The sequence below is a fragment of the Sulfuriferula sp. AH1 genome, from assembly GCF_002162035.1.
Taxonomy (GTDB): domain Bacteria; phylum Pseudomonadota; class Gammaproteobacteria; order Burkholderiales; family Sulfuriferulaceae; genus Sulfuriferula.
Genome location: NZ_CP021138.1, coordinates 2,627,998 through 2,648,749 on the forward strand (window position 1 = coordinate 2,627,998; position 20,752 = coordinate 2,648,749).

Genomic DNA, 20,752 nt, shown 5'->3' on the forward strand with positions numbered 1-20,752 from the left:
ACGATGTGTTTCGTGGACAAATAGCCGCTTTTACTCAATCAGAAGAATTTGTCGAGACTGACATAGAATCCTCGCCGCGGACCGTATTGCGGTGCGCCTACGCCGATGCCGCTGCCATCGCGGATTTCGTAGCTCTTGTCGAACAGGTTGAGGATGCTCACGCGCGCCTGCACCTTGCCCAGCTGCGCGACGTGATAGGTATGTGCTGCAGCGATGTTGACCTGGACATAGCCCGGCAGATGCCCGGTGTTGGCGAAGCCGCTACGCAAGCCGCTGCCGTAGATCGCGTCGGCGCTGTAGGTCGTGCCGCGCCAGCGATAGGCGCTGCCTGCCGATGCGGTGATGGACTGATCGTGATCGAGATTTACCCAGTGACTGGCGATGTAGCTCAGTTCGGCGGAATCAAAATTGTACTGGGAAGAAATGATACCCCTGCCCAGCGCAGTCGAACGGGCGAGGCTGAGATACGCGGACAGATTATCCTTGCGGTAATTCGCGGTCAGCTCTGCGCCGTAAACCCTGCCTTCGCGGTAATTGAACGGGGTATACAGCAAGGCCGAACCGAACTGGCCTTCGTCGAGCAGATTGCTGACCTCTTTGTAATACCCGTCCAGGCCCAGCGTAAAGAAAGGGGTCAGCTTGTGGCTGATGCCGACATCGTAATAATCGGCGGACTCCGGCTTCACCGGATCATTCTGCGTACCCGGCGGCGCTGCGGTCGTCCCCTGCGACAGCGCGATGGTCTGGTCGCTGATCAGCTCGTTCGGCGGCGGCGTGAAATAGCGTGCATAACCGGCATGCAGCGTGGTTTGCGAGGTAGCCTGATACACTGCGCCGATGCGCGGACTCCACTGATTGCCGGTAACGTAGGCGTCCACCTGATCGAAGCGCATACCGTAATTGACGGTCAGCTTGTGGCCGAGCTTCCACTCATCCTGCGCGTAAACGCCGTAGAGATCGGCAATCTTGCTGTTGATATCGGTGAAGCCGACCGGCGTGCTGCTGGTCTGGTTACCCGAGCTGTCGGCGGGAAACGTCAGTATGTCGCTGTTGTTATCGAGGTGTTCCTGACTGAAGAATACGCCGCTGCGCAGCGTATGCCGCAGATTCAGATGATAGCTGCCGTCAGCCTGCAGGCCATTGGCCTGGCTGCTGCGCAGCACGTGCGAGGCAACGCCTGTATACATCAGGTCGCCGGTGTTGTCCGGCTCGAACAGCACTTTGGAATAGCGGCTGAACGCAGCCAGCTGGTAGTCGAACTCGTCGCCCAGCGTGCCTTGCAACGCAAGTATGCCGTAACGCGTGGTTTCATGCTGGCGCTCATCCAGATTCTGCGAAGGGTAGCTGCTGACGCCGGTCAAGGTGTAACTCGGCGTCTGGTTCGGCACGTTGGGAATCTGGAATCGGCTGTCCGCATTACCCAGTATCAGGCTTAACCGCGAGCTGGCGTTGAGCAGATAGGAAAAATAGCCGAATTCCTTGTTTTGATGCGTGGTGTCGTGAATGGCGCTGCTCGATGCGGTCGGATTTTCTATGCCAAGGTCGTTTCTCAATACCGAGGCATTCAGATAATAGGTGAAATTGCCCTTGTGTCCGCTCGCTTCGCCCGACAGCTCGCGTGTGGCGTTGCTGCCCACGGTCACGCCTATGCGCCCGCCATTGGCGAATGCGCCGTTCTTGGTATGGATATCGACCACACCCGCAGTGCGATAGCCGTATTGCGCCGGCAGCGCACCGGTAAGCAGATTGATGCTGTCGGCAAAGCGCGTATCCAGCATCTGGCCGAAACCGGTGATGGACTCGGGGATGAGGATGTCGTTGATGCGGTACTGCACGTTGCCGTGGTCGCCGCGTATGTGCAACTGTCCATAGGAATCCTGCGCCACGCCCGGGGCCTGCAGCAATACCTGATTAAGCGGCGTGCTGGCGCCTTGCGGCAATGCGACAATGTCGCTAGCGCCGATATGATAATTGCTGCTGCCGGTATTTATCGCAATGCCGTTACGGGCATGTCCCCGCTTGTACGCAGACACTTTCACTTCCAGCGCTTTCGTGCTGGCCAGCGTGATCTTGCTGGTCTTGCCCGCCGTTGCCGTCAATGTAACGATATCGGTGCCGGTCTGGAAATCAGGCTTGTCCACCGCTACGGCATAAGTGCCTGCCGCCACCCGGTTGAAACTGAACCTGCCCTGGCTGTCAGTTTGCGTCACCCTCAGCGTTTTGCCGTCGGGCGCTTGCAGTTTGACCGAAGCGGCGGCCACGGAATGGCCCAGCGTATCGCTGACCTGCCCGCTTATGTGACCGGGTTGCTGGATTTCATTGCGTAGCGGCTGCGATAAATCCGCCGCGTGTGCGGCAGCGCCCAGCATCATACAGATGCCGGACACAATCAGAGTGCGTTTCATGAGATAGCCTTGCTGAAAAATAGATCAATACGCTGCAATTCATTGCAGCGCTGCTCAATCACATCGGTCAGGCAAGAACGGGAGGGCCGCGGGAATGGTAATGAGAAGGCGTGAACTGCGTCTGACTAGCGACGGCTTCGGCCACCAGCACATGCGTGGCTTCGGTCGCCAGTCCAAAATCAGGAATAGTGACGGGCACATTATCCAGCGCGCTGATGACGCACAAATCGCACAGCCGCGAATCCGAGCCATGTGCGTGCTTGTGCGTTTGTGCACCGCCGTCCTGGAACGGATGCACGACACCGTGCGCGGCCACCAGTTGCTGCGACCATGCCAGCAGCAGGGCGAGGGTCAGCGCAATGGCAGAAAAGTGGCGTCGGATAAACATGCAGTACAGTTTATCGATTTAAGCTGACATTTTCCCTACACGATAGGCTTCATTAAAATCCGCCAGCATTTTCGGCACCAATTCGGCCGCCAGATCGGCAACGATGAATACGAAGCGGCTCTGATGGTTGTCGTCCGGCCATTCCGGCAACTCGACCGGCGGCGAGAACACATGGCCGACTGCATGCAGCACGGTAGGGCGAGTTTTGCCCTTGAGGTTGACAATGGCTTTCATGCGCAACACCGATTTTCCGCCCTTCCATAGCAGCATCTGCAATGCCGCGTGGATGGCTTCCCACTCCAGCGGCTCGTCGAAAGTCATGCTGAACGAACGGATGCGGTCGTCGTGCACGGCATCGCCTTGCACGACCGGCCTGCCCAGAACGCTGACTGCGCTTACCGGGCGATAGCGCGAAAGTTTCAGCCATTCGTTGACATCGCTGGTTTTGGTTGCCGGATTGTACAGCCCGGCATTCAGGATCAGTGCCGGGTCGATAGCGCCGTGATCGGCTGAGAGAATAGGCGCGGCGGGGTTGAGCGCAACCAGGCGGCTGCGTAACGCATCCGTCATCGCCGCGCTCGCCAGATCGGTCTTGGTCAGCACCAGCCTGTCTGCCACGGCAACCTGCTTCACCGCTTCGAAATAGCTGTCCAGCTGCTGCTCGCCCAATACCGCATCCACCGTGGTCACTACGCTGTTCAAAGCAAAGCGTGCGGCGATCCAGCGGTCGTTGATCAGCGTATCCAGAATCGGTGCCGGATCGGCAATGCCGGTGGTTTCGATGATGACACGCTCGAATTGCGGCAGATCGCCGCTTTTTGCCGCCATGAACAGATTTTTCAGTGTCGGCGACAACGAGCCGACTACCGTGCAGCAGATGCAGCCGCCCTGCAGTAGCGCTAACGGCCCATCGGTTTTTTGCAGCAGCTGATGATCGAGCCCGATCTCGCCGAACTCGTTCATGATGATCGCGGTGTGCGGCAGTTGCCGAATCAGCTGATTCAGCAGTGTGGTTTTACCGCTGCCAAGAAATCCGGTGAGCAGGGTGACGGGGATAAGCGGTGGCGCGGGAGGCGTATTGGTCATTGCTGTCTGCGGCATAGGGATAGATAGACACTATGATAATCCAATATGCACCGGACGATAATGCCGCAACTGGATGAGCGGTCAGCTCGCTACCGCGACGAACGCATCCGCATAGATATCGTTCATCGCCGCCTTGGCCAGATACGCCTTCTTCCGCGCCGACTTGACCATGTCCGGATTGCCGCACAGATATACGCGCCAGCCGGCCAGATCAGGGTGCTCGGCCAGCGCGACATCGACTGCACGACCGGATTTGCAGCCGGATGTCGCGGGCTCACTGGAAACGCAGGGGGTGTAATGGAAATTGGGGTGATGCTCGGCCAGTTCGCGCAATTCATCCACCAGATACAGACCGGCTCTGTCGCGGCTGCCGTGGTACAAATGAATCTCGCCGCTATGCTCCCGATTGAGCGCATCGCGCAGGATGCCCATCAACGGCGCCAGACCGGAGCCGGTGCCGATCAGCAGCAAGGGCTGTTCCGCAGCGCCGGGCAGATAGAAACATGAACCGACCGGCGCGCTGATATGCAGACTGTCGCCTATCTTCAGCTGGTCGTGTATCCAGTTGCTCATGCGCCCGTCGGGCAGGCGCCGCACATGCAGGCGCAAGTAGCTGTCAGTCGGCACGCTGGCCAGCGAATAGCTGCGTGAGAATCCGGCATCGCGGTACAGGTTGATGAACTGTCCGGCACGATAATCCTGCAGCGACGGGCAATCCAGCCCGACGCAGAGTATTTCGTCGTTGAGCGGGCGAATCGCGGTGACTGTCGCCGGCAGCAATCTGTCACTGCTGTCCGGCAGGCTGACCGTCATGTCCTCGGTGGGATGGCATACGCACGCCAGGAAATAATTCTGCGCCTGCAAGGTGCTTTTCAGCCCATTCTGTGCAGCGCGCGGCACATTGGCATCGGCCGCCGCCTGCATCATGCAGGTCTGGCATACGCCGCTGCGGCAGGAAGAGGGAACCGCAACACCCTGGCGCGTGAGGGCGTCCAGTACTGACTCACCCGCTTCGCATTGATAAGTAGCTTCGTTCAAATGTAATTGCGTCATGATGTCCGGTCCCGTTTAGCGTTGAACTATTTGTTTAACACGTCGTTGCGTGTGGTTTCGCACACGGCGCCGACTTCCGCGATCAGCTCGGCTGGCACATTCAACTCCTGCAGCGATGCCACCAGATTTTCCACCACGGCGTCGAAATGGCTGTCGTTCAGACCGCGCGCGACCAGATGAGCATGACCCTTACGCATGTCGGCGCCGCTGTAATTTACCGGGCCGCCGAATGCCATGGTCAGAAACGCTTTTTGTTTGGCGGCCTGACGCTCCATATCGACATCTTCAAAAAAATCGCTGATGCGGTCATCGCTCAGCACGCGACGGTAAAACACATCCACTGCAGCATTAACTGCGGCTTCGCCGCCTAATTTATGGAACAGTTCGTTAGCCATTTGCGTCACTCCTAATGTGTATTCGATCAATTCAATAACATGTATAATAAATACATTTTATTGAGGAAAAAAACAGGTCTATTCGACCTCAGTACGATGTAAAATCAGGTTATTGAATAACCTGCATAAGATACATCTTGTATGTATCTTAATAAGAACGTTAACCGGGTGTCAAGGATTTTATGCAACTTACACGATATACCGACTATTCATTGCGAGTGCTGGTCTACCTCGGCATGAAAACCGACGGCTGGGCTACCATTACCGAACTGGCGGAGTTTTACGGCGTTTCACGCAACCATCTGGTCAAAGTGGTGCACCATCTTGCACAACAGGGCTTTATCCACACGTTGCGCGGCAAACATGGCGGCATGGCGCTGGCGCGCGCGCCCGAGCAGATCAGGATCGGGGATGTGGTGCGCAGCACCGAACCGAATTTCGACATTGCCGAATGTTTCAATCGCACCACCAATCGCTGCGTACTGGCGCCCGACTGCCATCTGAAATCCATCCTGAATGAAGCCAATCTGGCCTTTCTCGCGGTACTCGATCGCTATACCATCGCCGACACGATCGCCGATCAGGCACTGCTGGTGAACTTGCGACCGATGCCACGCTGAACAGCAGATCGCTGTCAAGCGATCCAAGTAACACGGGGATCCGCCCGACCAAAGCAGTCAGCCGAGCACGCCTTGCCGTTTCAGGAATTCCTGGATGATCTTCAGGCGCATCAGGCTATCGTTCATTTCCAGCAGATCCTGTTTCGCGCTGGCCTTGATCGGCAAACTTTCCGCCAGACGATATCCCAGCCAGACCGCCTGCTCCGGATGCATCGGATTGGAAAAACGCGTCGTGCCGAGTTCCTGCACGATAGTCTCGAACACAGTGCTGCACAGGCTGAACTCGTCGGTCACGAGCTGCGTGGCTTCAGCCGAAATCAGACTCACCTCGGCCGTGATCAGGCCGTCCTTGCCGGTCTCGCTGGATTCGATCAGAAACCGCTGGCCGCCCTGAGCCGTGATATTGAGAATGCCCAGTTGCGGCATATCCCAGTCGGCGATGTGCGCCAGCGTGCCTACGGAATGAGGGACGGCCGGCGCACCCACCTCTTCGCCGGCCTGAATCAGACACACGCCAAATGGCGCATTGTCTTTCAGACAGGTTTTGGCCATGTCCATATAACGCGTCTCAAAAATTTTCAGCGGCAGCAGACCGTCGGGATACAGCACGGTATGCATCGGAAAGATCGGGATGCTTAGATGGCGTACGTTATGCAGCCGGTCGAACATCAGGGGCAGGCTGCGTTTGAACCAGCTCATGCCTGTCCCCAGCGCGCCATCAGTTGATGCGGGATATGCAATTGATCCAGAATGCGTGCGACGACGAAATCCACCAGGTCCTCGATCGTTTGCGGATGATGATAGAAGCCGGGATTGGGCGGCAGGATCACCACGCCCAGACGCGCCAGTTTCAGCATGTTTTCCAGATGCAATGCCGAATAAGGCGTCTCGCGCGGCACCAGGATAAGCTTGCGCTGCTCCTTGATACTGACATCCGCGGCGCGCTCGATCAGGTTGTCGGACAAGCCTTGCGCGATGGCTGCCAGCGTGCCCATGGTACACGGACACACCACCATGGCATCTGCCGGATTGGATCCCGACGCTACCGGTGCAAACCACTCTTCACGTCCGAACACTTTCAGCTGGCCAGGACGAGCGCCGTATTGCGCCGTCAGCATTTCCTCAAGCTCATGTGTACGTCCCGGCAAGGCCAGATCCAGCTCCTGCCTGGCCACGATCTGCGCAGCACTGGAAACCAGCAGGTAGACGCTGACATCGGCAGCCAGCAGGTATTCCAGCAGGCGCATACCGTACGGCATGCCCGATGCCCCGGTCAACGCCAGGGTGACACTATGCGGCGGATTCATGTTGGCTATTTCCCTGCAGATTATCCTGATGATTATGTAACAGGTAAGCGGCAATGAGGCCATTGCTCAGGCCGAATACCCACGCTGCCGCTGCAAAAGCAGGGCTCAGATAGAATACGTTGACGCCGGGCATCAGCCACACCGACACAATGAGCAATTGCGCGCTGATATGCGCAAAAGCGGCCGAGACACTCAAACTGACAGCGCCAAAGTAACGCTCAGGCAAATGCTGCAGCAGCCATAACGCGGCCAGACTGGCAGCCGCCCCGCCCAGACTCAACATGAAACCCGGGGTAAGGAAACTGCCCAGCAAGATACTGCCCGCCACCACCCGCAGCCCCGCCACCCATATCGCAGTGCGCAAGCCGTATTGCTTCAGCACCAGCAGCGTCACGATATTGGCCAGGCCCGGCTTTACCCCGGGCAGCGGCGACGGCAATGCCGCTTCCATCAGCATCAGTGCGATAGCCAGTGCTGCCAGATAGGCGATGCGATGATCTTCGGCGGTAGGTTTAATAGTTAAGACTGTCATAGCGCCGCACCTGCCCCACGATTTCCACGCTCACCTGATTGGGCAAACAGATCGCAGCTTCACCCTCATGACTGATCCATCCCTGATGCACACACAGCTGCCGCGGACTGGGATCGCTACGCACCCGCGCCCGATGACCGGCCACTTCCACTTGCGTGACGCCCAGAGGGCCCGGCACATCGACACTGAATGCACGCGCCAGCGATGCCGTCAGAAACACATCGCCGCCGCGCTTGATGATGAGACGCTGTCCGCCCGGACTCATCCAGTAATGCATACCCAGCGCCAGGATCACCATCACTCCCAGCGTCAATACGGCCCAATCGCCGCTTTTTATCGTCGCCATGACCGAACTTGGGGTGCTCACATCAACTCGCGGTGCCGCACCAGTGTTTGCACGTCAGCCGAGAACTGCGCCGCCAGACGCTCGGTCATGTATACCGAGCGGTGCTGCCCGCCAGTGCAACCGATCGCCACGGTCAGGTAGGCGCGATTATCGCGCATGAAACATGGCAGCCATTTGCGCACGTACTGTTCGATATCGGACAACATCTCGCGCACTTCCGGGATGTTTTCGAGGAAACTGATGACATCCCGGTCACGTCCGGTCTGCGGACGTAGCACGGGGTCGTAATGCGGATTCGGCAGACAGCGCACATCGAATACCAGATCCGCATCCAGCGGTATGCCATGTTTGAAACCGAACGATGCAAACAGCAACGTCAGTTGGGCGCCTTCCAGTGCAATCATGTCCCTGATCCAGCTGCGCAAGGTATTGGCGGACAAGTCGCTGGTATCGATACGATGCGCCAGTTGCGCAATCGGGTCCAGCAAATCCCGCTCCATCGCAATGGCTTCCGGCAATGCGTGATGCTCATCGCTGAGCGGATGACGGCGTCGGGTTTCGGAAAACCGCCGCACCAGCGTTTCTGTTTTCGACTCCAGAAACAGCAAGCGGAAATTCAGTTGCTGCCGCAACTTTTGCACCAGTGCCGGCAGATGCTGGCAGGAATCGCCGCTGCGTGCATCGACGCTGATGGCCACCTGCTGGTAACCGTGGCTGGCCAGAAACTGTATGCTCTCTTCCAGCAAGTTGGCGGGCAGGTTGTCGATGCAATAATAGCCCACGTCTTCCAGCACGTTCAAGGCGATGCTTTTCCCCGAACCCGACAGGCCGCTGATCAACACCAACTGCATTTTGTTCAGCGCGATTTCCATGGTTATTCGTTTGCTTCCAGCAGTTTCTGCTGACGCGCAATGAATTCTTCCGCACTGTTGAAACCGCGCATGCGCAGAATATGATTGCGCGTTGCCACCTCGACCAGCACTGCCAGATTGCGCCCCACCGCGACAGGAATAAGGACTTTGGGAATTTTCACACCCAGAATCGTTTCTGACGAGGCGTGCATATCCAGCCGGGAGATGGACTCCTGTGCCGGATCGGCGGGTGCTTTCAGATGCACGATGAGCTTGAGATTCTTTTTGCTTTTGACCGACAGCTCGCCGAACAGGGTACGGATATTCAATATCCCCAGCCCGCGCACTTCGAGAAAGTCCTGCAACATCGGCGGGCATTGCGCTTCCAGCGTATCCGGCGACACCTTGAACAAATCAACCACATCGTCCGCAATCAGGCGATGGCCGCGCGTAATCAGCTCCAGTGCCAATTCGCTCTTGCCCGCCGAGGATTCGCCAGTCAGCATCACGCCGATGCCGTTCACTTCGAGCATGACGCCATGCACGTTGACCGATTCTGCCAGCACATTGGTCAGATAGTGTGACAGCACCGCCATCAGCTCCGGGCTGGCTTGCGGCGAAGTAAACAGCGGCGTATGCGTGCGTTCGGAAGCTTCCAGCAGCTGGGACGGCACCGGCTCGCCATTAGCCACCACCACCGCGGCCAGCTCTGTCGAAAACAGATTGGTTACCGCATTCTGCAAACCGGCTTCGCCTAATTGGCGCAAATAGTCCATTTCCGCGCATCCCAGCACCTGTACGCGATTGGGATGCACAAAATTCAAATGCCCGACCAGCGCCAGCGAAGGCTTCTGCACCGTATCGCCCACCAGTTGCTTATCACCGCCCTCCTGCCCGGAAACCCAGGTCAACGCCAGCGTCTGGGCAAGTGCGGCAAACATCTGGCTAACGGGGATGGAGTTTGTCATGGCTGCCAATTACGGATCAGATCAAGCACGCCTTCACTGTCGGTGCTGGTCAGCAGCGCATCGCGCAAGGCTTTGTTGCTGAACAGCTGCGCGAGTTCGCCGAGTATCTGCAAATGCAGGTCAGTCGCCTGCATGGGAACGAACAGCATGAAAACAAGTTTGACCGGGAGGTGATCGGGAGCATCGAAATCAATCGCCGGCTCAAGCCGAACCAGCACGCCTGTTGCGGATTTCAAACCTTTGATGCGCCCGTGCGGTATCGCGATACCTTGCCCCAATCCGGTAGAGCCAAGCTTTTCGCGGGCGATCAGACTATCGAGAATAACATTGGGTGCGACACCCACTTCACTGCCAAATAATTGCCCAACATATTCAAAGAGACGTTTTTTACTCCCCATCCCGATATCGAGAAGAATATGCGAAATGGGGAGCAGCGGAACTATCTGATTCATTGCGGCTTATTCTTGCTCAACCACCGCTTGATGTTTGATGCCGCCACTGGCCTGATGCGAAGCGATGTTTTTTTCCTTGTGCTTCATGACCTGGCGATCCAGCTTGTCAGCCAGGCTATCGATCGCTGCATACATGTCGGACTCTTCGACCTGCACAAAGATATCCTTGCCGCTGAGATGCACGCTGGCTTCGGCGATATGCTTCAGCTTTTCTACCGTGAGCACGACATTGACGTCGATAACATGGTCAAAATGACGTTTCATGCGATCGGTTTTTGATATCACATACTCGCGAATCGCAGGGGTGATTTCCAGATGATGACCGGTAACTGTTAGATTCATGACATTCCCTTTCACTTGCTGGTTATAGCGCTTTGCGCTGGTTGGCGGGCGGAATTTGCATGGATTCACGGTATTTTGCAATCGTTCGACGCGCTACTACGATACCTTGCTGACCGAGAACCTCAGCAATTTGCCCGTCGGATAAAGGTTTCCTGGTGTTTTCCGCACTGATCAGTTGCTTAATTAACGCACGAATTGCAGTCGCCGAGCAAGCCCCGCCGGCGTCAGTATTCACATGACTGCCAAAAAAGTATTTCAATTCAAAGATTCCGCGCGGGGTCATCATGAATTTCTGGGTGGTCACGCGCGATACCGTGGATTCGTGCAATTCCACGACTTCGGCGATTTCACGCAATACCAGCGGACGCATCGCCACTTCGCCATGTTCGAAGAAATGGCGCTGCCTGTCGACGATACTCTGCGTCACCCGCAATATGGTATCGAAACGCTGCATGATGTTCTTGATCAGCCATTTCGCTTCCTGCAATTGCCCGGCCAGCTGCTGGTGATTGACATCGCGATTGCGCGACAGAATGTCTGCATACAGTTGATTGATGCGCAATTTGGGCATGGCATCCGGGTTAAGACTGGCTACCCATAAGCCTTTGACTTTCTTGACGATCACATCGGGAATGATATAACGCGTATCGGATGCGCCAAACGCCTCGCCAGGACGCGGATTGAGATGGGTAATCAGCTCGCGGGCGGCACGCAACGCCTCGTCATCACAATGCAACTTGCGCTTCAGTCCTGCATAATCATGCGCGCCCAGCGCCGCAAGATCATGTTCAACGATACGCTGCGCCAACGCCAGATGTGGAGTGCATTTCGGCAGGGTCTGCAGCTGCAATGCCAGGCATTCTGCGAGGTTACGCGCACCGACGCCCGTTGGCTCAAGATTCTGCAAATGCTTGAGTGCAATTTGCAGCTCATCCATATCCACTTCCAGCTCATCCGGCAACATTTCCGCAATGTCTTCCAGGCTCTGGGTAAGATACCCGCTTTCATTCAGGGCATCGATCAGCAGCAGAACCAGACGCTTATCGCGCTCCAGCAACGGGGTGAGATTGAGCTGCCAGGCCAGATGATCGCGTAGACTGATAACGTCTTGCGACGATGTCTGCGGTTCAAAATCATCGTCATCATTGTCATCGCCGGAACCGTAATTGGCAGACTCGTTCCAGTCCAGCTCGGCCAGTTCCCGCGGGGCGGTTTCAACCGGGGCATCCACAGTCGTCTCCGTGCTGCCGGCTACGCTCGGCTCATACTCAGGGCTGCGCATGCTGCTATCGTCGATCGCATCCACCCGCTCGAGCAGCGGGTTCTCTTGCACCATCAGCTCCAGTTCCTGATTGAGCTCAAGCGTCGACAATTGCAGCAAACGGATGGATTGCTGCAATTGCGGCGTCAGCGTGAGGTGCTGGGATAGTTTAAGTTGTAAACCCTGTTTCATGATCTGTCGTTAGAGGCGGAAATGTTCGCCCAGGTAAACCTTGCGGACACTTTCATTATGAATGATTTCCTCAGGTTTACCAGCAGCCAGTACCGTACCATCGTTGATGATGTAGGCCCGGTCACAAATACCCAGGGTTTCGCGTACATTATGGTCGGTTATCAGAATACCGATGCCGCGCTCGGTCAGGAACCGTATCAGCTTCTGGATATCGATTACCGCAATAGGATCTATGCCGGCAAATGGCTCATCCAGCAACACGAACCGCGGATTCATCGCCAGGGCACGGGCAATTTCGACACGACGGCGTTCGCCGCCGGACAAGCTCATTGCTGCCGAATCACGCAAATGCTCGACGTGCAAATCCTCCAGCAAGTCGTTCAAATGCTGCTCGATCTCGGCTTCGCTATATTTTTTCAACTCCAGAATCGCGCGTATGTTCTGCTCTACCGTGAGCTTACGAAATATCGAGGCTTCCTGCGGCAAATAACTCAAACCCAATGCAGCGCGCTGATGTATCGGCATCATGCCCAGATCGTGGCCATCCATCTGAATTTCGCCTCCATCCAGCTTGACCAGGCCCACGATCATATAAAAACACGTCGTTTTGCCCGCGCCATTCGGCCCCAACAGACCGACGACTTCACCCGGGTTTACGCTGATCGACACGTCTTTGACTACCAGACGCGATTTATAACTTTTTTTCAGGTGCAGCGCCTTGAGCTCGCTCATTTCTACTTACTCGCGTCCGGATTCAGACTGCCTGCAGGTTGCAACGGTAACGGCGTGGCCGGCGGCTGTGCCCCTGCTTTCGGCTTGGGTCGGATTACCGCATGCACGCGGCTGGGAGATACTCCCGGCGATTTCGCGACATTCGGATCGTTTTTCACCTCGAAATATTCGGTTGCGGTGTTATAACTCATGGTATTGCCACGCAGCTCATCCGCACCTTTTTTCAGCCGCGCATTGCCGGTCAACAGCACGGTATTCTGCTTGGTATCCATATCCAGCCGGCTCGCATAACCTTCGATATACTCATCCGAGTTGTCCTGTTTTTGCCTGAAATACACGGGGTTACCGAAAGCCGTGGCCTTGTTGAATCCTTCGCCATCCTGATGCACCTCTATGCGATCAGCCTTCAACGTCATCGTCCCTTGCAGCAGGATGACATTACCCACATAAATACTGACCTTGTGCAGATCATCGACGGTAACGCTGTCCGCCTCGAGATTGACCGGCTTGGTACGATCAGCCTGTTCCGCCAATGCGAACGGCGCCGACAGCGAAAACAGGCAAGCGCCGATGATAATGGATTTATTAAATAGGTTCATAACGCGCTTTGACACGATGAGTAAGCTGTAAGATTTGAGTTTGATTGTTTAATTCTAACCCACCTGCGGTCATATTTATGGATTTACCTTGTACCAGCACCGGCCGATTGGTGCGCATCACGCGCTGATCGGGTATCGCTTCGAGGTACTCGGTAGTCAGCGTCAACGGCCCCTGCTGATCGTGCGCATCGCGCACCAGCACCACATGACCGATAAAATTCACCTGCTTGCCCTGTGCTGTAACGAATGCCCGGCTGGAACGGATATCGGCGCTGCCCTGCTGATCGTCATGTGCGACCAGATGCGGACGGGTTAAATGCGTCGTATCGTCATCCAGATAATGCTCGGCATGATCTGCATGCAACGTGTAGATCACCTGTCCCGCCAGATTGGTCCGCGACACTACGAAATTCTCGATCATATAATCGGCGACATGCCGTCCGTTCGACAGCAATCCCGGACTCGAGGTTTGCACGGCAAATTGCAGCCACGTAGTCAATGCGGCCAGCACGGCAATAATGGTCAGCGGAAACCAATACAGCGGCCGAGTGTTCATCGCAGATATTCTGCCAGCAAGGCGGCATAATGCCCTTGCGCCTTCATGATGAATTCGCAGGCCTCACGCACAGCGCCGTGCCCGCCCTCGCGCTGTGTGACCAGATGCGCATATTGCTGCACCTCACAGGGCGCTGCGGGCACGCTGATCGCCAAGCCGCAGCGCGTCATGATCGGCAAATCGATCACATCGTCGCCCATGTAGGCAGTCTGCACCATCTGCAACCCCAGTTTGTCCAGCAAATGCCGGTACGCATCGAGCTTGTTATCCACCCCTTGATAAACATGGTGGATACCCAGATTTTTCGCCCTGTGGGTCACCACTTGCGAATTGCGCCCGGTAATAATTGCGCTCTCGATCCCTGTCTGCCTGAGCATTTTCAGGCCATGCCCGTCCAGCGAATTAAACGCCTTGTATTCCTTACCGTCGTCGCAAAAGAATAGGCTGCCATCGGTCATGACGCCATCGACATCGAAAATGGCAAGTTTGACCGGAAGTGCGCGCTGATGTGCCTGATTCATGACCTGTCCATCCGCTTAAACGATCCCCGCCCGCAGTAGATCGAGCATGTTCAACGCGCCCACCAGCTTGCCCGCTTCGTCAACCACCAGCAAGCCATTGATATTGTGGCTCTGCATTTTCTCCACGGCAGCAACGGCCAGCTGGCCCTGACTGATGACACGCGGATTGACCGACATGACTTCGTGCGCCTTGGCCAGACGTACGTCAATCGATTTTTCCAATATCCGGCGCAAATCGCCGTCGGTAATAATACCCACCGCATGCTGCGCATCGTCGACGACGGCGGTCATGCCCAAGCCCTTACTCGTCATTTCCAGCAATGCCGCGGGCAGCAAGGCGGTTTGCGGTACGGCAGGCAGTTCGTTGCCGTAATGCATGATGTCGCGCACATGCACCAGCAAACGCCGCCCCAGCGAGCCGCCGGGATGGGTACGAGCAAAATCCTCCGAACCGAAACCGCGCGCTTCCAGCAACGCGATCGCCAGCGCATCGCCCAACGCCAATGCTGCCGTGGTACTCGCGGTAGGCGCCAGATTAAGTGGACAGGCTTCCTGTGCCACGCTGGCATCCAGATGCACATCCGCTTCGCGCGCGAGGGTTGACTGCGGGTTGCCGGTCATGGCGATCAGCCGCGCGCCGCGGCGCTTGATTAGCGGCACGATCGCAGTCAGCTCCGCGCTCTCGCCCGAATTGGACAAGGCGATACACACATCTTCGTGCGTTATCATGCCCAGATCACCGTGACTGGCCTCGCCCGGATGCACGAAAAACGCCGGAGTCCCCGTACTCGCCAGCGTTGCAGCGATCTTGCCGCCCACATGTCCGGATTTACCCATGCCGCTGACGACCACGCGGCCGCGGCAGCCCAGGATCAATGCCATCGCCTCGACAAATTGACCATCCAGGCGATCGCGCATCGCCATTACCGCTTCCGCTTCTATGGTCAGCACTCGTTGCGCCAAACTCAAGGCGGCATCCGCATCGAACTCGGCAGTAGGTAAATTAGACATAATCATTAAACTTCTTAATTAGAATGCTTATTTTACCCCGGATACTCCATAAGTTCACGCAATGATTGCGCAGGATGCGCCAGTTTGACGGTCGGTCACCGAGCCTGATTTGTCTGGCAGCGCCATTTTGCAAAGCGTTTCGGAGCAATATTCGTACCTGACATCACAAAATCCCCATACGAAACAAAAGGCCGCACCAGTCTTTTCAAGCCCGAGTCGCATCAGGACAAGCCTGCATCAGCGTCAAATGCTTGCAGCAACGGCCACTTGCCTCTAATCTTCCGGCTATGCACTCTACTCTTAGCCTCGTCATCCTGTTATTGGCCGCTGCCGTCGTGGTATCGGCGCTGTTTCGCGCCTGGCAATTGCCATCCATGCTGGGTTTCCTGCTGGTCGGCATTTTAATGGGGCCGCACACCCTCAATTGGCTTCCTGACAGCCCGGAAACCCGCCATCTGGCCGAATTCGGCGTTGTCTTCCTCATGTTCAGCATCGGCCTGGAATTCAGCCTGCCCAAACTCAAAGCCATCCGCACCACGGTATTCGGTTTCGGCGGCGCGCAGGTGTTGAGTTTCATTTTACTGGTCATCCTTATCGCCACCAGCGTTGGCCTTCCCTGGACCGCGGGCCTGGCCCTGGGTGGCGCATTAGCCATGTCGTCCACCGCCATCGTCAGCAAGATGCTGGCCGAACGATTGGCATTACAGTCCGAACATGGCCGACAGATGATCGCCGTATTGCTGTTCCAGGATCTGGCGGTCGTTCCCTTGCTGATTCTCACGCCGACACTGGCATCCGGCGGGGCGCAGCTCTGGGAATCGCTGATGATCGCGGGCGCCAAGGCGATACTGGTATTGATATTGTTATTGTTCGTCGGTCAGAAATTAATGCGCCCGTGGTTCAGCTGGGTTGCCGGCCACAAATCATCCGAGCTGTTCATGCTCAATGTGCTGCTCATCACGCTAGGACTGGCCTATCTTACCGATCAAGCCGGCCTGTCGCTGGCACTGGGCGCATTTCTGGCCGGCATGCTGATTTCCGAAACCGAATTTCGCTATCAGGTGGAAGACGACATCAAACCATTCCGCGACGTATTGCTGGGCCTGTTTTTCATCACCATCGGCATGCTGCTGGACTTGCATGAAGTATGGCACCACTGGATCTGGGTCAGCATCACCCTCATCGCGCTCATACTCAGCAAAACCGCCATCGTCTGGAGTATCGGGCGTGCTTTCGGCAATGAATCACCCGTGGCTACCCGCACCGCATTGGGTCTGGCCCAGGCAGGGGAATTCGGTTTCGTGTTACTGGCCCAGGCAGGCGGATTAGGACTGATCGGCGGCACGCCGTTACAGATAGTGCTCGCCGCGATGGTACTGTCGATGATGCTCGCCCCTATCATCATTCAGAACACGGACGCTCTCACCCGCCGCCTGTGCGGTGCAGAATGGGCCGGGCGGGCCCGCGATCTGCATGACATCGCCATCAAAAGCATGGGCGCGGATGGCCACCTGATCGTATGCGGTTACGGCCGCAGCGGGCAAAGTCTGGCCAGGCTGCTGGAATCGGAAGATATCGCCTATATCGCACTCGATGCAGACCCGTCCCGCGTCAAGGCTGCCTCGGCCGCAGGCGAGACCGTCGTATTCGGCGACGCCTCGCGCCGCGAAGTACTGATGGCCGCAGGACTCAACCGGGCGCGCGGCATGGTCGTCACCTTTGCCGACCTCCATGCTGCGATGAAGATTCTGAGTCTGGTGCAGGAAATCCGCCCGGATCTGCCCGTCATCGTGCGCACGCTGGATGAAACCGATCTCGACACGCTCAAACAGGCCGGCGCTGCCGCCGTGGTGCCTGAGGTTCTCGAAGGCTCGCTGATGCTGGCTTCGCATGCGCTGTTACTGCTCGGCGTGCCGTTGAGCCGCGTGCTGAAAAAGCTGCGGAATGTACGTGAACAACGCTATGGCTTGCTGCGCGGCTTCTTCCGCGGCGCCACGGACGAAGATGCGCAATTGAACGAAACCGCACAACCGCGTCTGCTCTCAGTGCTCATCACCGAGCAGGCGGCAGCGGCAGGCAAGACCATTGAGCAAACCGGACTGGCAGAACTGGGCGTGGAAGTACTGGTGGTGCGTCGCCGCAATATCCGCGGCCTCGACCCTCAGCCCGATATGCAGATACTTGCCGGTGACGTACTGGTATTGCGCGGCATCCCGGAAAATCTGGCTACCGCGGAAATACAGCTGTTGCAGGGTTAAATGTTCTTGCAGACCACGTACAGATTGGTTCCGTTATCTACATAATCAGTTGCGGCGGTATTCTGATCTACCGCCGGCGCGTTCGCCGTCCCTTGCGCACCCGCGCCAGCAACCGCAGCCCTGACTTGCCCGGTCGTGCCGACACCGTCATCAAACTGGCTGTCCACGGCCTGTGCGATTTTTGCCGGCAAATTTGATGAGCACACCACCAGACCCGACAAACCCATTGCACCGCTGTTTTGCACACCGGTAATGCCCGTCGCCGCATTTTGCGGGGGCGCAGTATCCGTTCCGGCCCCGGCAATAAGACCGCTCAAGCGTAAGTCCTGCCAGAAATAGGCGGTTTCACTTCTTCCCGCGATATCATAATAATTACCGCTGACTACGCCATTGCCGTCGCCGGAAGTCGCCTGAGGTTTCGTCCAGCGTGTCGCCGCATTGATATCATCCCCCGGTATCGCCCGATATCGATCCTGATAGGCGTAATAGGCTGCCGATGTGCCGTTAAAATCGTTCACCACATTGCGGATCTTGGCCTGGGTAATAAGCTCCTGCCCTTTGAGTATCCCGCCCAACAGCAAACCGACGATCACCAGGACAATGGCGATTTCTATCAACGTAAAACCACTTTGCCGCTTCGTGCTGACCATGATTTATTCTCCCGATATTTAGCGTTATTTTGTTATGTCAGCTTCAAAAGCAAGGATTGCACCAAATCCACAAACATCAACCAAGTACAAAAATACCATAAAACCTGCTCAAAAACACCCTCCCGGCAAGACCAAATCTCGCCATAAATGATGAAATTTCGATAATGTCTTTACAGATACGTTACTTTTGCACAGGCACAATAAAACACGATAAACTGGCACGATACGTGCGTAAGCATACTCGTCACCTTATCTGCGCACCTTTAAAATCATAACCCTAAAATAGATGAGACCTTTGCCTGCGTTTAACAGGATACCCACCGACCGCTGGCTGGGTATCATGCTGCTGACACTTCACGGCGCTATTGCGTTCGGTCTGGACAGCTATTGGTCGCGCGGGTTTCTGTTGTTGCACTACGCTGCCTTTCTGTACTGGCAACCCCTGTTTACCAGCATCAGATCCATTAATCCCCGTATCGTCATTCTGCCGATCGCCGCCGGGGGCATGCTGATACTACTGGACTGGTGGCTGATCGCGCTGTGGATTGCCGCGCTTATCGGCCTGATCGGCGCCAATGCGGTCGATATGCGCACCCGTCGTCAACGCTGGGTATATTCGCTGGCGCTGACCTATTTGCTGGCAATCCTCGCGGCATGGGTGATGCTGCAGATTTTTCACACCAATCAGCCTCCACCCATCTTGCGGTATACGGTACGCTTCCTGTTGCTGCTCTTGCCGCTCGCAGTATTACTGATCCGCCCCAGTCCAGCCAGTCTGCAATCCTTGAGCGTGGTCGATCTGTTTTACGGCTTGATGCTGTTTTTACTGGTACTGGTACTGGTACTGGGAAGTTTTACCGTCATCGCAGTAATGCGCATGCCATATTTACAGGCGCTGATGCTGACGCTGTTTACCCTCGCCTCGATCCTGATATTGCTCAGCTGGCTATGGAATCCCCATGCCGGATTCAGTGGCTTGGGGCAATTATTATCCCGCTATCTGCTTACTGTCGGATTGCCTTTCGAACAGTGGATCGCCCAACTGGCGCAATTCGCCGAGAACGAAACAGACCCCCAAGCGTTTATTCAGCAATCGGTAGACCATCTGGCTGCACTGCCCTGGCTGGCGGGCGTCGGCTGGCGCACCGATAAACAGCATGGCCTGATCGGATTATCCACATCGCATCAATTCAGTTACAGCCATCATCAACTGACGCTGAACTGGTATACCGCACGCCCACTCTCGCCAGCCTTGCAAATCCATGCTCGCTTGCTATCCGAGCTGCTGGGTTACTTTTATGAAGCCAAGTTACGGGAACAGGAACTGCGCAATCACGCCTATACCCAATGCATCCATGAAACCGGCGCGCGCCTGACGCACGACGTCAAAAATCTGCTGCAATCAATGAATGCGCTGGTTTCGGCCGCTCAAGGCAGCCGACCCGATCAGGCCGATGCGCTGCTGGCACTGATGCAACGCCAATTGCCGCAGATGACGCAGCGCTTGCAGAACACGCTCGACAAACTGCAAGCTCCACAACGCACTGACAACCGCCTAATCCGGGCAACGCAATGGTGGCAACACCTATGCGAGCGCTATGCCCATGCCACTATCAAATTCCATGCACCGCTGATTGCCTACGATTGTGAATTGCCGCAGGAATTATTTGATAGCGTGCTGGACAATCTGATCGCGAATGCGCTACGCAAACAACAGCAGGATCCGTCCATACAGATCACCGTGTATCTTGCCTGCGAAGCGCAAATCACCCTCAGCGTCTGCGATACCGGTGCGGCCGTAACCGACAATGTCGTGCTGTATTTGTTCGAAGCCCCGGTGGATTCGGCTCACGGTCTGGGAATCGGCCTGTATCAGGCGGCAAAACAGGCCCAACAGCATGGCTACAGCTTGAAGCTGGCAAATAATGCGGAAGGCATGGTCTGCTTCGCCTTGAATTCGATCAGTGAAGCTGCTGCTATAACAGCAAACCGCCCGCCGCGACAAGCATAGGCGGTAACGCCCCCGACAGCAGGCCGGCGGCGCCTATGGACTGGTCTGCAAACCCGTACTGGAGCAATGCCACACCTGCCGGGTTGGGTGCATTGGCAATGACCGTGAGACCACCGATCACCGCCCCGGCCACCAGCATATATTTGGCCGGATCGGACACCCCCCCCGATCAGCGATCCCAGATACGTCAAAGCCGCATTATCGATAATCGCCGAA

23 protein-coding genes and 1 pseudogene are annotated in these 20,752 nt (G+C 56.4%); 3 read left to right on the top strand and 21 right to left on the bottom strand.

Going from position 1 to position 20,752, the window contains the following annotated elements:
• Nucleotides 1-38: 38 nt before the first annotated feature.
• From CAP31_RS13195 to CAP31_RS13215, 5 genes are all read right to left on the bottom strand, one after another.
• Nucleotides 39-2,405 carry a TonB-dependent receptor gene (locus CAP31_RS13195; protein ID WP_223247286.1) on the bottom strand — a complete coding sequence of 789 codons (2,367 nt, stop codon included), beginning with the start codon at nt 2,403-2,405 and terminating at the stop codon, nt 39-41.
• 67 nt (nt 2,406-2,472) lie between these two features.
• A complete protein-coding gene (locus CAP31_RS13200) occupies nt 2,473-2,793 on the bottom strand; it encodes a hypothetical protein (RefSeq protein WP_087447965.1) in 321 nt (106 codons plus the stop codon).
• A gap of 18 nt (nt 2,794-2,811) precedes the next feature.
• Entirely contained in the window at nt 2,812-3,879 is a 1,068-nt protein-coding gene (locus CAP31_RS13205; RefSeq protein WP_087448394.1) for a GTP-binding protein, read from the bottom strand.
• An 81-nt stretch (nt 3,880-3,960) separates the two neighbouring features.
• Complete coding sequence (locus CAP31_RS13210; protein ID WP_087447966.1) at nt 3,961-4,932, bottom strand: 2Fe-2S iron-sulfur cluster-binding protein; 972 nt, start codon at nt 4,930-4,932, stop codon at nt 3,961-3,963.
• Nucleotides 4,933-4,958: 26 nt separating this feature from the next.
• A complete protein-coding gene (locus CAP31_RS13215; RefSeq protein ID WP_087447967.1) occupies nt 4,959-5,327 on the bottom strand; it encodes a group 1 truncated hemoglobin in 369 nt (122 codons plus the stop codon).
• Nucleotides 5,328-5,509: 182 nt separating this feature from the next.
• On the opposite strand from CAP31_RS13215, the gene CAP31_RS13220 reads away from it, so the two are divergent.
• The gene (locus tag CAP31_RS13220; protein ID WP_087447968.1) at nt 5,510-5,947 is read left to right on the top strand and encodes an Rrf2 family transcriptional regulator; all 438 of its coding nucleotides are present in this window, start codon (nt 5,510-5,512) and stop codon (nt 5,945-5,947) included.
• 57 nt (nt 5,948-6,004) lie between these two features.
• Here the strand turns inward: CAP31_RS13220 and CAP31_RS13225 are convergent, their stop codons facing one another.
• From CAP31_RS13225 to CAP31_RS13290, 14 genes are read right to left on the bottom strand one after another with little or no spacing between them, the layout of a single operon-like run.
• Complete coding sequence (locus CAP31_RS13225) at nt 6,005-6,646, bottom strand: LON peptidase substrate-binding domain-containing protein (protein ID WP_223247287.1); 642 nt, start codon at nt 6,644-6,646, stop codon at nt 6,005-6,007.
• Nucleotides 6,643-7,254, bottom strand: coding sequence for a flavin prenyltransferase UbiX (locus CAP31_RS13230; protein ID WP_087447969.1), 612 nt, complete (start codon nt 7,252-7,254; stop codon nt 6,643-6,645). Before CAP31_RS13230 ends, CAP31_RS13225 begins: the two co-directional genes overlap by 4 nt.
• Nucleotides 7,238-7,786, bottom strand: coding sequence for a Gx transporter family protein (locus tag CAP31_RS13235; RefSeq protein WP_087447970.1), 549 nt, complete (start codon nt 7,784-7,786; stop codon nt 7,238-7,240). The genes CAP31_RS13230 and CAP31_RS13235 overlap by 17 nt, the downstream gene beginning before the upstream one ends.
• Nucleotides 7,767-8,153: a NusG domain II-containing protein gene (locus CAP31_RS13240; protein WP_157662758.1), complete on the bottom strand. Its 387-nt coding sequence runs from the start codon at nt 8,151-8,153 to the stop codon at nt 7,767-7,769. Before CAP31_RS13240 ends, CAP31_RS13235 begins: the two co-directional genes overlap by 20 nt.
• Nucleotides 8,150-8,983 carry an RNase adapter RapZ gene (gene rapZ / locus CAP31_RS13245; RefSeq protein WP_087448396.1) on the bottom strand — a complete coding sequence of 278 codons (834 nt, stop codon included), beginning with the start codon at nt 8,981-8,983 and terminating at the stop codon, nt 8,150-8,152. Before rapZ ends, CAP31_RS13240 begins: the two co-directional genes overlap by 4 nt.
• 23 nt (nt 8,984-9,006) lie before the next feature.
• Complete coding sequence (gene hprK, locus CAP31_RS13250; protein ID WP_087447972.1) at nt 9,007-9,951, bottom strand: HPr(Ser) kinase/phosphatase; 945 nt, start codon at nt 9,949-9,951, stop codon at nt 9,007-9,009.
• A complete protein-coding gene (locus CAP31_RS13255; RefSeq protein ID WP_087447973.1) occupies nt 9,948-10,403 on the bottom strand; it encodes a PTS sugar transporter subunit IIA in 456 nt (151 codons plus the stop codon). The genes hprK and CAP31_RS13255 overlap by 4 nt, the downstream gene beginning before the upstream one ends.
• 6 nt (nt 10,404-10,409) lie before the next feature.
• Nucleotides 10,410-10,745: a ribosome hibernation-promoting factor, HPF/YfiA family gene (hpf, locus tag CAP31_RS13260; protein WP_087447974.1), complete on the bottom strand. Its 336-nt coding sequence runs from the start codon at nt 10,743-10,745 to the stop codon at nt 10,410-10,412.
• A 22-nt stretch (nt 10,746-10,767) separates the two neighbouring features.
• Entirely contained in the window at nt 10,768-12,198 is a 1,431-nt protein-coding gene (locus CAP31_RS13265; RefSeq protein WP_087447975.1) for an RNA polymerase factor sigma-54, read from the bottom strand.
• A 9-nt stretch (nt 12,199-12,207) separates the two neighbouring features.
• A complete protein-coding gene (gene lptB / locus CAP31_RS13270; protein ID WP_087447976.1) occupies nt 12,208-12,930 on the bottom strand; it encodes an LPS export ABC transporter ATP-binding protein in 723 nt (240 codons plus the stop codon).
• A 2-nt stretch (nt 12,931-12,932) separates the two neighbouring features.
• On the bottom strand, nt 12,933-13,529 hold the full coding sequence (gene lptA / locus CAP31_RS13275) for a lipopolysaccharide transport periplasmic protein LptA (RefSeq protein ID WP_087447977.1): 597 nt from the start codon (nt 13,527-13,529) through the stop codon (nt 12,933-12,935).
• Nucleotides 13,516-14,085 (bottom strand): LPS export ABC transporter periplasmic protein LptC, encoded by a 570-nt coding sequence (lptC, locus tag CAP31_RS13280; RefSeq protein ID WP_087447978.1) that lies wholly within the window; start codon nt 14,083-14,085, stop codon nt 13,516-13,518. The genes lptA and lptC overlap by 14 nt, the downstream gene beginning before the upstream one ends.
• On the bottom strand, nt 14,082-14,606 hold the full coding sequence (locus CAP31_RS13285) for an HAD family hydrolase (protein ID WP_087447979.1): 525 nt from the start codon (nt 14,604-14,606) through the stop codon (nt 14,082-14,084). The genes lptC and CAP31_RS13285 overlap by 4 nt, the downstream gene beginning before the upstream one ends.
• Before the next feature lie 15 nt (nt 14,607-14,621).
• The gene (locus tag CAP31_RS13290) at nt 14,622-15,617 is read right to left on the bottom strand and encodes an SIS domain-containing protein (RefSeq protein ID WP_087448397.1); all 996 of its coding nucleotides are present in this window, start codon (nt 15,615-15,617) and stop codon (nt 14,622-14,624) included.
• Between the two features lie 287 nt (nt 15,618-15,904).
• Between CAP31_RS13290 and CAP31_RS13295 the strand changes: the two genes are divergently transcribed.
• Nucleotides 15,905-17,875, top strand: coding sequence for a monovalent cation:proton antiporter family protein (locus CAP31_RS13295; RefSeq protein ID WP_087447980.1), 1,971 nt, complete (start codon nt 15,905-15,907; stop codon nt 17,873-17,875).
• Here CAP31_RS13295 and CAP31_RS13300 read toward each other — a convergent pair.
• On the bottom strand, nt 17,872-18,525 hold the full coding sequence (locus tag CAP31_RS13300; protein ID WP_087447981.1) for a prepilin-type N-terminal cleavage/methylation domain-containing protein: 654 nt from the start codon (nt 18,523-18,525) through the stop codon (nt 17,872-17,874). The two genes, CAP31_RS13295 and CAP31_RS13300, sit on opposite strands and share 4 nt — an antisense overlap.
• A 340-nt stretch (nt 18,526-18,865) precedes the next feature.
• On the opposite strand from CAP31_RS13300, the gene CAP31_RS13305 reads away from it, so the two are divergent.
• Nucleotides 18,866-20,536: a HAMP domain-containing sensor histidine kinase gene (locus CAP31_RS13305; RefSeq protein WP_087447982.1), complete on the top strand. Its 1,671-nt coding sequence runs from the start codon at nt 18,866-18,868 to the stop codon at nt 20,534-20,536.
• Here CAP31_RS13305 and CAP31_RS13310 read toward each other — a convergent pair.
• Nucleotides 20,502-20,751: pseudogene (locus CAP31_RS13310) on the bottom strand (putative Na+/H+ antiporter); the annotation flags it as partial. The gene CAP31_RS13305 and the pseudogene CAP31_RS13310 overlap by 35 nt on opposite strands.
• Nucleotide 20,752 lies beyond the last annotated feature (1 nt).